This window comes from Maribacter sp. Asnod2-G09, from assembly GCF_045063795.1.
Classification (GTDB): domain Bacteria; phylum Bacteroidota; class Bacteroidia; order Flavobacteriales; family Flavobacteriaceae; genus Maribacter.
Map to the genome: position 1 here is coordinate 234,681 of NZ_JBEFOA010000003.1, position 13,203 is coordinate 247,883.

The following is a 13,203-nucleotide window of genomic DNA, read 5'->3' on the forward strand; positions in this document are numbered from 1 at the left end:
AAGGTAGTATGATGAAGGATAAACAACACGAGAACGAAACTGAAATCGATTTAACCGAGATTGAAAGTTGTATTGAAATTTTAAATCGTTTGGTAACAGATACCAATCAGATATTTGAAATTCCTGAAGATAGAAGAATTGCCTTAATTAAAGTTGCTGGTCAATTATCTCGACCAAACAAGCAAGAGTTTGCTAAAAGGGTAAAAGATGCCAAACGTAACGAAAAAAGAAAGCAAGCAGTTCGCGATAAGCATGCTCGTAAAGAAACAGGTATAAGAAGTGCACGTGAAGCTCATGTATTTGTTGCTCCAAAATTACTACCTGCTGCAGAATTAGCCAGTAAAGATTTACCAGAACTAACAACACCTCGTAATTGTTACGTTTGTAAGGCTGAGTTTACTAAACTGCATCATTTTTACGACACCATGTGTAGCGATTGCGGTGATTTTAATTATGCGAAAAGATTCCAAAATGCCAATGTAAAAGGTCAAGTTGCGGTTATTACCGGATCTCGTTTAAAAATTGGTTATCATATTACGTTAATGTTACTTCGTGGCGGAGCTACCGTTATAGCTACCACACGTTTCCCTGTAGATTCTGCACTTCGTTTTTCTAAAGAGGAAGATTTTATGGAGTGGGGGCATAGACTTAAAATTCACGGTCTAGATTTACGTCATATACCAAGTGTTGAAATATTCTGCAATTTCATTGAGCAGGAATATGATAAACTAGATATTCTTATTAATAACGCTGCACAAACGGTACGTAGACCTGCAGGTTTCTACCATCATTTAATGGAAAATGAAGAAAAAGAATTCTCTTCATTACCTAAGTTTGCTCAAATGGTTTTAAGCGACCATGAAAGTTGTTTAGATGAATTAAAATCATTCAGTTCTAAAGCTTCTCCAAATCAAAACATGCCGGTTACTTGGCACGGACCAGAACCTGGTATTGGTTTACGAGCTTCTGCGAAACTATCTCAAATTCCGTATAGTTTTGATAATGCTTTAGTTGCGCAAGAAGTATTCCCTACGGGGGAATTAGATGCCGATTTACAACAGGTAGATTTACGAAAAACGAACAGCTGGCGTTTAAAGTTAGGCGAAATAGAAACCACTGAAATGATTGAGGTTCAGTTGGTGAATTCTGTAGCACCTTTTGTGTTATGTAATCGCTTGGCAGAGTTGATGAAGAAAGAGAACACTGGTCAGAAACATATTATTAATGTAACGGCGATGGAGGGTAAATTCCACCGTTTCTTTAAAGAATCTCGTCACCCACATACCAATATGGCGAAGGCGGCATTAAACATGTTAACGCATACTGCTGCTGGTGAATTAGCAAAAGACGGAATCTTCATGAATGCAGTGGATACGGGTTGGGTAACTGACGAAGACCCTGCAGAATTGGCTAAGAAGAAACAAGAAGTACACGATTTTCAACCACCTTTAGATATTGTTGATGGTGCAGCTAGGGTTATGGACCCATTATTTGATGGTATAAATACCGGAAAACATTGGTGTGGTAAATTCCTAAAAGACTATTTTCCAATAGATTGGTAGTTGCATTATTCTTAAAAAATGTTGTTTTTATTGCTGCATTCTAAATTGTTTAGAAACATTTAATAAAAAGTTAAAACTCTTACCGTTCTAATTTACTAGTCTGAATCTATTTTCGTTTTTTTGCGGCATGATTAGGCTAACTATCAATTCATTACTACAATTTCTTGTATTCATCATCATCGGGATATCAATTCCTATGAGTGCTCAAGAAACGCAAACGTATAACGGACCTTTACAAATAGGTAAGTATAACGGTAAAGCAACGTACTCTTATAAACTTGTTGACAACGACACTGTTCTTGATGGCGATTTTACGGTACTACGTTCAAATCTTCAAGAACTCTTAGAGAAACAAGATTATTCCTTTCAATTTAAAGGCGCTTTCGTTGACGGTACCGCAAACGGACCTTGGAAATTTCAATTCGGAGAATTCAATTCAAAAAGTCAGTCTGAAGTTATAGATTATCAATACCGAGTTCTAGTTAGTGGAATTCAGAAATCTGCTATCGGTAAAATTAAAATGGGTAAGCCCAACGGTAAATGGACTATTGTAGAAGAAGAAATAGAAAATTCCGAAATATCTAAGACCTTATTTAAAAGTGTTATTTCTTTCGATAACGGTGTACCACAGCAAAACTTTAGCATCAATAACGAAAACTATACATTGGTAGGTAGATTTCTACGAGATGGTTTGGCGCATGACGAGTGGTCCTTGTTTCCTTCTAATGGTATGGACCAATCTGAAAGCTGGTTTTTTAAAGATGGACTATTACAGTCTATTAGAGTAGATGATGAAAACGATCATAAAACTATAAAGGCTTACCAAGGGTATAACGGTCAAACGAAAATCATCAATCTAAATGCGGGTTATATTAATGCTTTAGAAATTCAACTTTCGCAAGTAGATGTTGATATTCTTCATCATAATAGTCTACCTGAACTTTTAAAGCAAAATGCAGCACGTTATCAAGAAGTAGATGAGATATTATCAGAATTGGGTAAATCAAAATTTCTACCAGAGTTAAAAGTAAAGGTACCTTATTACCCGCTTGATTCCTTAGAGGTCACTAAAATTGATAGCATTGTATCTTATTATAAAAAAGCACATGAGTTAAGTGAGTCTATCTTGCATAATTCACAACTGAACATCTTAAGATTATCCGATAACAATACTGCTTATCAATATAATACGGTAGTTCAATTGAAGGAGAATTTCTTAAATCCTATTCAAGAAATTGTAAGTTATGATTCATTGGGCATATTGGAATACACTTCTCAAGAGCAATTAATCAATCATGTGTTTGCTAACGGACTTCCAAAACCTAAAATGGATATTGAGATACAAATAGATAGTGTTGTATCTTCTAAATCTTATACAATTCCTTCAAGCGTTTCAATATCTGCTGACACTCCCAACATAGAAAAAATTGAAGCTGTTGCTAAAATGGGCTATGACGGTATATTGTCTATTGCAAATGAAGTAAAAGAAACACTTGCTCAAGAAAAACGTCAAAACGAATTGGCTAGCTTGGAAGAAGAAATCATTATTAGAAATGATTCAATGATGGTTTTTATTGATTCTACCAGTTCAAATATTCCTTTAAAATACGCGACAGCCTTAAAACAACTGAAGTCTTTTACCAGTAAAACTATAAACGACTATTCTAAAGTGAAATCTGCAGAAAACAGATTATCTGCTGCTAGAACAACAGTTGAATGTCTTAATAATTTAAACGAGTTATCTAAGACGGTTTCAGAAATGCCAATATATCAAACTACAATTAAAGAAAGCTATACTGATAGAATTTGGAATCCGTTTATGGCAACTTTGATGGATGAGGATATTAAAAAACGAATAACATCAGCTTATTCAAAAACGTTAGAACCTTATTTTTTAAATGAGATAGACCAACACTTGTCTTGCGATACGACTAAAGAATTAAACAGCACTATCAATGCTACATATACCAAGATTCTAGAATTAAAAGACCAGGACACCAAAAAACTTGAACGCAAGTTAAAGAGGCAAAAAGACCCTATTACTATATTAGAAATGTTGAATGTACAAAACACTGCAAAGCAATAGCCTATGAAAACGTTTCGTACATATAGCATAAAGCTTATATTCCTATTTTTTCTAGTGTTTCAAGGATTTTCACAAGAGAAAGAGGCTGTAGAATTGCCTGAGTATTCAAAATATAAAGATTTAGGTACAAAGACCTGGATCAATACTTATGGTAATATTAGAATTGGCAAACGCTTATTTTGGGATGCGCAAACCCACCTTAGATTAGAGGAAACAGAAGCTACACCATTTTTTGGTCAGGTAGCCCAGGTATATAATAGACATGCCATTGGGTACATTCACTCTAAATATTTTAATGTTCGATTAGGTGGAGTTTTAAGACTTAACTTTAATACTGATGAAGCTTCTACAGATCGTAACTTAGTACCAGAATGGCGTATTTGGCATCAATATCAGTTTGCACAATCACTTGCCAGTATGATGATTTATCATCGTATTCGTATAGAACATAGATGGACGCAAGGTTTTGCGGAAAATAGTGAATACATCTTTAGAAATCGTTGGAGGTATATGTTTAGAATGAAAATTCCTCTGAACAATCACAAGTTAAAACCAAAGACTTTTTACGTTGCACCAGAAGCAGAATTGATCATGCAAAGTGGAAAAGCGGTTGTTGCAAGCCCTATGGAAGATTTGCGTTTAACCACTACACTTGGTTATATTCTAACACCAAGATTAACAGTTGCGGCAGGAGCAATGTATTCCCAAGGGCAAGATTTAGCTAACGGAGGATATTATAAGCAAAGCTGGGCAATGAGATTTCATGTTTACTATTCTCCTGATTTTAGAAAGGTAAAGAACAAACTTCCTGAAATTCACTTAACGGACTAGAGGGTCAGTAATAAGAAAAGTATGAAAAAAAAGGATATTACATTATACAGTTTGCTTGCTATCATTTCTGCACTAGCTCTTTATTTCGGAGTTAAATCCAGTACTCTAGAAAATGAGATAGGGGAGAGTAGCAAGGCAAAAGAGGAATTGGATGTACTTGTAACCGGTAATAAAGAATTAGTGGCAATTGATTCTGTATTAATGGAAGGTGATTATAATAAAGCAATCGAATCTTACAATACCACACTTCAAAATCATGAAGAGCTGAACAGCGTTATTCCTTTACGGATTGCCCTTGCTCAAAAATTAATGCAAAATAATACGGTAAATACTTCTGAAAAGGGAACAGAAAAAATCTCTGTAGATTCAATTGCTGTAGCTCCGGTTTCGCAAAGTGAAATAAGAAGTATTGATTCTCTTAATTTTGCCCTAGAAAAAGCGCGAGTTCAGTTAAATAACATGCGTAAGCAACTGAACAATAAATCTTTTGGTGAATATCTGAGTTTTACTAGTAAAAAAGGAACTGGTCTACATTATGTAGGGCAAGTAAAAAACAATAAGGCCAATGGTGTAGGTATTGCTGTTCTTGAAACCGGTAGCAGGTATGAAGGTGAATGGAAAGATAATTTACGTGAAGGCAACGGTACTTTTTATTGGCCTGATGGTGAATATTATATTGGCAGCTATAAAGATGACATGCGAAATGGTGAGGGAACATATTTTTGGCCTAACGGTGAAAAGTATAAAGGACAGTGGAAAAACGACAAGCGAAATGGCAAAGGTATTTTTCACAAGAAAGAAGGCTCTGTTATTAGTGGCATTTGGGAGAATGATAAGCTTAAGGAAGCGGACAAATTGAACAAAAAATAGTACCGGAATTTATTTTGCTTAAATTTTATCAAATAATTAGTTCTAATCTCAATAAAGAATTGTCAAAATAAGAAAATCGCAAAAATCATCTTGAACGTATGTTTTGCGTAATGGTTTAAGTAACTTTAGGTCTTAACCAAACTATTATTCAAACCTAAATGAAATCGTTCTTTCGTTACCTATCCGTTGCATCATTTGTATGCATTTCTTCATCCCTTTTTTCTCAAGATTTTTCAGCATTGGAGTATCGTACTATTGGCCCGTCAAGAGGTGGTCGTGTTACCACGGTTACTGGTACACCTGTTTTACCTGGTACTTTTTATTTAGGAGCTTCAGGTGCTGGAGTATGGAAAACCGATGATTACGGTACATCTTGGAACAATGTTTCTGATGGTTTTTTTGATACGCCCTCTATTGGAGCTATTGAAGTTGCCGTCAATGACCCTAATATAGTTTATGTTGGTACTGGTTCTGACGGACTACGTAGTAACATCATTAGTGGTAAAGGAGTTTATAAATCTATAGACGCGGGAAAAACCTGGGATCACATTGGGTTAGCAAAAGCAGGACAAATAGGAGCGGTTGAAATTGACCCTACCAATAGCAATATCGTTTGGGTTGCAGCAATTGGCGATGCATTTAAAGCGAATGAAGAACGTGGTATTTATAAAACTATAGATGGTGGTGTTACTTGGGAAAAGATGCTACACATATCTAACACAACCGGATTTGCAGATATAGAGCTATTACCCGGAAACCCTAATATTGTTTATGCTGCTGCTTGGAAAGCACAACGTACACCTTGGACTATTATATCTGGAGGAGAAAACAAAGAAGGAGGAATCTATAAATCTGTAAATGGCGGTAAAGATTGGATCAAACTAGAAACAGGATTACCACAAGGACTAATCGGTAAAATAGATTTAGCAGTTTCAGCAGTAGACTCAAGTATTCTTTATGCTGTAATTGAAGCACCAGGTGATGAAGGCGGTGTATATAAATCTGTAGATCAAGGTAAGACCTTTGTACAGACATCTAATCATAAAGGGTTGGTCAATAGACCTTTCTATTATATTAATATAGAATTAGACCCTACTAATCCTGACATAGTGTATTCAAATGCCAACCCATTATTAAAGTCTACCGATGGCGGAAAAAATTGGACAATGATGTCGGTTCCACACGGCGATAATCATGATATATGGTTAAACCCTAATAATCCAGATTTACTAATACAATGTAATGATGGTGGTGCCAATGTTTCTCACAATGGTGGTAAAACATGGTCATCGCAATTTAATCAGCCAACGGCAGAGATATATCAAGTTGCTGTGGATGACCAATATCCTTATTGGATCTATGGTGCACAACAAGATAATACCACCATTGCCATACCAAGTTCAGCACCTAGTGGAACTTCCGCTCAGGGTACGCAGGTTATGATTGAAGTGGGTGGTTGTGAAACTGGTCCCTCAATACCAAAACCGGGAAATCATAATATCGTTTATAACAATTGTAAAGGTCGTTTTAGCGTCTATAACAAAATTACTGGCGTAGGTAGGGAATATTCTATTGGTGCTTCTAATATTTATGGTCATAATCCTAAAGATTTAAAATATCGTTTTCAGCGTGTAGCTCCTGTTCATGTTTCACCACATGATCCAGATGTTGTGTATATGGGCTCACAGTTTGTACATAAAACAAGGAACGACGGGGTTATTTGGGAAACGATCTCTCCTGATTTAACAGCTTTTGAAGCTGATAAGCAAGTGATTTCCGGTAGTCCGATTACCAGAGACATTACCGGTGAGGAGTATTATAGTACTATATATTCCATCAGAGAATCAAAAATCAAAAAAGATTTGATCTGGACAGGTTCCAATGATGGTGTAGTTTCATTAACACAAGATGGCGGTCAAACTTGGACAACTGTTACGCCTAAGAAAATGCCTAAAGGTGGTAGAGTGGAGTCTATTGAACCTTCTCAATTTAATCCTGCGATAGCATATATATCTGTAGATAGACATTTATTGGGTGATGCTACTCCGTATTTCTATAAAACGGTAGATTATGGTAAAACTTGGGAATTATTGAGTACTGCTACAAACGGAATTCCGTCTGACTATACCGCTAAAGTATTGCGTGAAGACCCTGAAACAAAGGGAATCTTATATGCAGGTACTGAATACGGCATGTTCGTTTCTTTAAACGATGGACAAGATTGGAAATCTTTTCAGCAAAATTTACCGGTAACACCAATTACCGATATCATTATACAAAGAGGCGATTTAGTTTTAAGTACCATGGGACGTGGTTTTTGGGTATTGGATAACATTACCTCTTTAAGAGATTCTGCTATTGCTAATTTAGACGATACCCCTGTATTGTTTAAACCAGATAATACCTTTAGATATCGTACGCCTAGAAGAGCAAAAGGATTCCCTAATTATCCTTCAACGGGAGTTCTAATTGATTACTACCTACCAAAAGAATTTAAAACCGAAGTACAATTAGAAATTTTAGATGCTAACAATCAATCTATTGCAACTATCATAAGTGACTCTACAAAAGTGAAATCCAGTAAAGAGGAAGTAGAGAATATGGGGCTTAGTATGGCTTTTAGTTACTTTGACAATAAATTGGAAACTAAAAAAGGTATTAATAGGTTTCAATGGGATATGCGCCAAAAAGGAGCATGGAGCGACAAAGAATCTAGAAGCTACAAAAATGGACCAATAGTATTGCCAGGAACTTACACGGCAAAACTGACAGTAGGTAAAGAAACATTTGAGCAACTTTTTGAGATTCTGGTTGATCCAAGATTAGCTGAAGAAGGCATTGATGAAACAATTATAAAAGATCATTTAGTTTTTGAAAATAAAGTGTTAGCACTATTGACCGAGGCTAGAAAATTTCAATCGCAATTAGAGAAAGAAATCAAGAAAACAACAGGAGACAAAAAAGCTTCTTTAGAGAAAACATTAAAAGAAATCAAGAATGATGAAGGAGCTTATCCGCAGCAAATGCTAGTGCCTCAAATTGCCTATTTATCTTACATCGTTGGCGGTGCAGATAAAATACCTGGCAATGAAGAAGTAGAGCGTTTAAAAGAGCTTCAATTACAGTTGAATACCATAAAAAAACAAGTGGAATTGAACTAAACTAAAAATGGGCAGTTGCAGTTGATATAGCAATTGCCCAAAAATTCTCATCGATAAAATTCCACTTTCTGTATAAAAATATAGGGCAGACTTATATTCCTTTTTAATAAGGAAGTATAAAGTTTCACATTTGTAGTGTTAATTATAAACACGCTTAAATGAAACATTATATATTCATAGCTGTCATTCTACTTACCCAATTTACATTTGGTCAAGATGTAGAAACCAATACGACTTCAAAAATATGGTCACTAGAAGATTGTATTTCTTATGCCATTGAGCATAATATCACTTTAAAAGATGCCGATTTAAATACTAGTATTTCTGAAGTAGATTACAATCAGTCCAAATCTGCCAAACTACCGAATCTTTTTGGTAGTGCTTCTCAAAATTTTTCTAGCGGTACTTCTATTGACCCTATAACCAGTGATTATGTTTCTGATCAAATACTTAGTACCAATCTTGGAATTAATAGTTCCGTCACACTCTTTCAGGGTAATCAGTTAACCAATCAGGTTAAGCAGAACAAACTTTTAATTGAACAAAATAGTTTATTGGCACAAGAGGCCAAAAACAATATTGTTATTAGCATATTAGAATCATATCTACAAACATTATACAGTAAAGAAGGAATTACTATTGCCGAAAACAATCTTAATGCCTCTGAAAAAGAGGTAATTCGGGCAAAATCTAGATTAGAAGCCGGTACTATTGCTTTGAGCGATTATACTGAGGCGCAAAGTCAAGCCGCAACTAATAAATACAATGTCATTGCAGCTAAAAACGACTATGAACTAAACATCATCACGCTAAAGCAGTTATTAGAATTATCTCCATTAGAAGATTTACAGATTGAAACCGTGGATGAAAATGAAGATTTAATTCACTTAGAATTAAATAGAGAGGCTATTTATACCAACGCCCTTTCGTACTTACCGGAAGTTGAAGCTAGTGCAACCACTATAGAAATTAATGAAAAAGAGCTAGATATAGCAAAAGGCGGTTATTTACCAACGTTGTCATTGACCGGTAGTGTTGGATCTGGTTACACAAGTATTAGCGACAACAATTTCACCGATCAATTAGATGTCAATTTTAATCAAAGATTGGGATTAAGTCTTAGTATACCAATCTTCAATAGAAACCAAACAAAGTCCGCGGTACAAATAGCATCTTTTAATATAGAAAAAGCTGAAATACAAAAACAAACAGTAGAAAAAGAGGTAATTAAAAAAGTAGAAACAGCATACCAAAACGCATTATCATCGCAAGAGCAGTTAGTTGCTGCAGAAGCATCACAAGATGCCGCAGAACAGTCGTATAATTTAGCTCAAAAGAAATATGAGTTGGGAGATTTAAGTACTACAGACCTTGTAGTCAGTCAAAATACGTATACAAATGCCCAACAGAATTATTTACAATCTAAATACCTAAATATTTTATACCATCAATTATTACAATTCTATCAAGGAAACGAAATTAAACTTTAATCAAAATGAAAAATAAAAAAAATATCATAATAGGCGGTGTCATTTTGGTCATCTTGGCTTTTGTTGCATATAGCTTTTTAAAGGGTGATGAAACTGTTGCTATTGAAGCCAAAACAGTAGCTGCCAAAAAAGGTGATGTAACTACAATGGTAACAGCAACAGGAACTATTGAACCTATAAATCAAGTTGATGTAGGTACGCAAGTTTCAGGTGTTGTAGAGAAGATTTATGTGGATTATAACAGTGTAGTTACAGAAGGACAATTGATTGCTGAATTAGATAAAACCAATCTTAGAGCGGCTATGACGCAGGCACAAGCTTCATATGATAACGCGGTAAGCAATCGTAATTATTTACAAACTATTTACGACAGACAAAAGACCTTATATGACAATCAAGTAATTAGCAAATCTGATTATGACGATGCCTTTTTTAATTATGATACTGCAAAAGGTACGGTTACACAACGTTTATCTGATTTACAGCAGGCAAGAACAAACTTAGGCTATGCCAATATCTACTCTCCTATAGACGGGGTGGTTCTTTCAAGAGATATTGATGAAGGACAAACCGTTGCGGCTAGTTACAGTACACCAACACTATTTACCATTGCCCAAGATTTAAAAGAAATGCAAGTGGAAGCTGACGTTGATGAGGCAGATATAGGTGTAGTAAAAGAGGGGCAACGTGTAAGCTTTACCGTTGATGCTTACCAAGGTCAAGAATTTGAAGGTGAGGTAACACAAGTTAGATTGGACCCAACGATTACATCGAACGTAGTTACCTATACAGTGGTAATTAAAGCTGACAACCCTGATTTAAGATTAAAACCAGGACTTACGGCTACCATTTCAATCTACACCTTAGAATTAAAAGATGTGCTATCTGTAGAAGCGAAGGCTATAAATTTTAAACCGACTCCCCCTGAAATGATGGCATATAATGAACAAGAACAATTGACTGTTGAACCTCCAAAAGGCGGCGGACCAAAACCTGATGAAAATGATGATAGTACAAGGGTTTGGGTTCTCGAATCTAATGGTGCCATTTCTCCAAAAAAGGTGACTTTAGGAGCTAGTGATGGAGTAAACGTTCAAATTTTAAGCGGTATTAATGAAGGGGATAAACTGGTTTTTAGTTTAAAATCAGAAACTACTCAATCTGGTGCACCTGCAGGCGGTACGGAAGAGAGTCCGTTTATGCCACAACGCCCAGGAGGTAAAAAGAAATAACCATGAGTAAAGAAATTATAAAAATTGAAGACTTAAAGCGTGAGTTTACGATGGGTACCGAAACGGTTCATGCTTTACGTGGAATATCATTTACTATCAAAGAAGGTGAATTTGTAACCATCATGGGTTCTAGTGGATCTGGTAAAAGTACGATGCTTAATATTTTAGGATGTTTGGACCAACCCACATCGGGTACCTATGAAATTGATGGTGTTAGTATGAAAGATTTAAGTAGAAATGAATTGGCGACAATCAGAAATGAAAAAATCGGATTCATATTTCAATCATATAATCTTTTAGCTAGAACTTCAGCCATTGAGAATGTCGAGTTACCGCTATTATATAATAGCAAGGTGTCTACAGACGAACGCAGAGAACGTGCGATAAAAGCTCTTGAAATGGTTGGCTTAGGAGATAGATTACATCATACTCCTTCTCAACTTTCTGGTGGTCAGCAACAGCGTGTAGCAATTGCTAGATCTTTAGTAAACAACCCAGTAATGATATTGGCCGATGAGGCAACAGGAAATCTTGACACGAGAACATCTTATGAAATTATGTCACTATTTCAAGATTTGAACAAAAAGGGAATTACCATCACATTCGTTACTCATGAGCCAGATATAGCAACATTTAGTAGTAGAACAATCGTATTAAAAGATGGTAGTATTATGCAAGATTATAAGAATCATAAAGTACAATCTGCAGCAGAAGAATTAGCAAAATTGCCACAAGAAAATCATTGATTATGAGAATATTAAATCTACTTAAAATTGCATTCAAGGCTATTGTTCTCAACAAAATGAGAACATTACTGACCATGCTTGGTATTATTATAGGTGTAGCATCTGTAATTGCAATGCTTGCCATTGGTGAAGGTTCTAAAGAAAGCATAAGGAATACCATTTCTAGTATGGGATCTAATATGATTACCATTAGACCTGGTACCGATGATAGAGGACCGGCTAGAGGTAGTGGTGGTGATGTGCAAACGTTGACACTTAAAAATTTTGAGGTCATTAAAGAGAAAGCTACTTTGTTAAGTTATGTTACACCAGTTGTAAATGGCGGTGGTCAAGTAATTAGCGGAGCAAATAATTGGCCTAGTACGATTTATGGTGTAAATCCTGATTATCTAGAAATTAAAGTTGTTGGTCTTCAAAGCGGTAGCATGTTCACCGATGCCGAAGTAAAATCTGCCTCTAAGGTGGTCATTCTTGGGCAAACGGTAGTCGATAATGTATTTCCTGACGGGCAAGAACCAGTAGGGCAAATGATACGTTTTGATAATATTCCGTTTAAGGTAATAGGAGTTTTAGAAGAAAAAGGGGAAAATACCTTTGGTCAAGATCAAGATGATGTTGTAATTGCACCATACACTACGGTTCAAAAACGAATTTTAGCTATTGATTATTTGAATCAAATAATGGGGTCGGCCGTTAGCGAAGATGACGCTCCCGATGCTGTTATAGAGGTCACCGATATTCTACGTGAAGAACACAAGCTCATGGATAATGAAGAAGATGATTTTACCGTACGGTCTATGGAAGAATTAATATCGACATTTAGTTCTACTAGTGAAATGCTAACTGTACTTTTAGTTGCTGTTGCCAGTATTTCATTGCTTATTGGTGGTATTGGCATTATGAATATCATGTACGTATCAGTAAAGGAGCGTACTAAAGAAATTGGACTACGTATGGCTGTTGGTGGTAAAGAATCAGATATTTTGCTGCAGTTTCTGATAGAAGCAATTTTAATAAGTATTACGGGCGGTGTGCTTGGGGTATTATTAGGGCTTAGCGCTACTGTTTTTATTGAAAAGTTCTTACATTGGCCTACAAGCGTAGCGATGTATTCTATAATAATTTCGTTTGCTGTTTGTGCAGTTACAGGTATTTTCTTCGGATGGTATCCTGCAAGAAAAGCTTCTGCTTTAGACCCGATTACAGCTTTACGTTATGAATAAAT

The 13,203-nt window shown here is 35.7% G+C and carries 9 protein-coding genes; all 9 read left to right on the forward strand.

Annotation, left to right across the window (positions count from 1 at the left end; translation table 11 throughout):
* Positions 1 to 11 precede the first annotated feature (11 nt).
* The gene (locus tag ACJJVT_RS04930) at positions 12 to 1,562 is read left to right on the forward strand and encodes an SDR family NAD(P)-dependent oxidoreductase (RefSeq protein ID WP_299317136.1); all 1,551 of its coding nucleotides are present in this window, start codon (positions 12 to 14) and stop codon (positions 1,560 to 1,562) included.
* A 196-nt stretch (positions 1,563 to 1,758) separates the two neighbouring features.
* On the forward strand, positions 1,759 to 3,648 hold the full coding sequence (locus tag ACJJVT_RS04935) for a hypothetical protein (protein WP_405396964.1): 1,890 nt from the start codon (positions 1,759 to 1,761) through the stop codon (positions 3,646 to 3,648).
* A gap of 3 nt (positions 3,649 to 3,651) precedes the next feature.
* Complete coding sequence (locus tag ACJJVT_RS04940; RefSeq protein WP_405396965.1) at positions 3,652 to 4,479, forward strand: DUF2490 domain-containing protein; 828 nt, start codon at positions 3,652 to 3,654, stop codon at positions 4,477 to 4,479.
* 21 nt (positions 4,480 to 4,500) lie between these two features.
* Positions 4,501 to 5,349, forward strand: a complete 849-nt coding sequence (locus tag ACJJVT_RS04945; protein ID WP_051941797.1) for an MORN repeat-containing protein — start codon at positions 4,501 to 4,503, stop codon at positions 5,347 to 5,349.
* Between the two features lie 158 nt (positions 5,350 to 5,507).
* Positions 5,508 to 8,510, forward strand: a complete 3,003-nt coding sequence (locus ACJJVT_RS04950; protein ID WP_405396966.1) for a WD40/YVTN/BNR-like repeat-containing protein — start codon at positions 5,508 to 5,510, stop codon at positions 8,508 to 8,510.
* A 158-nt stretch (positions 8,511 to 8,668) separates the two neighbouring features.
* Complete coding sequence (locus ACJJVT_RS04955) at positions 8,669 to 10,000, forward strand: TolC family protein (RefSeq protein ID WP_405396967.1); 1,332 nt, start codon at positions 8,669 to 8,671, stop codon at positions 9,998 to 10,000.
* Complete coding sequence (locus tag ACJJVT_RS04960) at positions 10,000 to 11,232, forward strand: efflux RND transporter periplasmic adaptor subunit (protein ID WP_405397531.1); 1,233 nt, start codon at positions 10,000 to 10,002, stop codon at positions 11,230 to 11,232. Before ACJJVT_RS04955 ends, ACJJVT_RS04960 begins: the two co-directional genes overlap by 1 nt.
* Before the next feature lie 2 nt (positions 11,233 to 11,234).
* On the forward strand, positions 11,235 to 11,978 hold the full coding sequence (locus tag ACJJVT_RS04965) for an ABC transporter ATP-binding protein (protein WP_299317143.1): 744 nt from the start codon (positions 11,235 to 11,237) through the stop codon (positions 11,976 to 11,978).
* 2 nt (positions 11,979 to 11,980) lie between these two features.
* Positions 11,981 to 13,201, forward strand: coding sequence for an ABC transporter permease (locus tag ACJJVT_RS04970; RefSeq protein WP_405396968.1), 1,221 nt, complete (start codon positions 11,981 to 11,983; stop codon positions 13,199 to 13,201).
* Positions 13,202 to 13,203 lie beyond the last annotated feature (2 nt).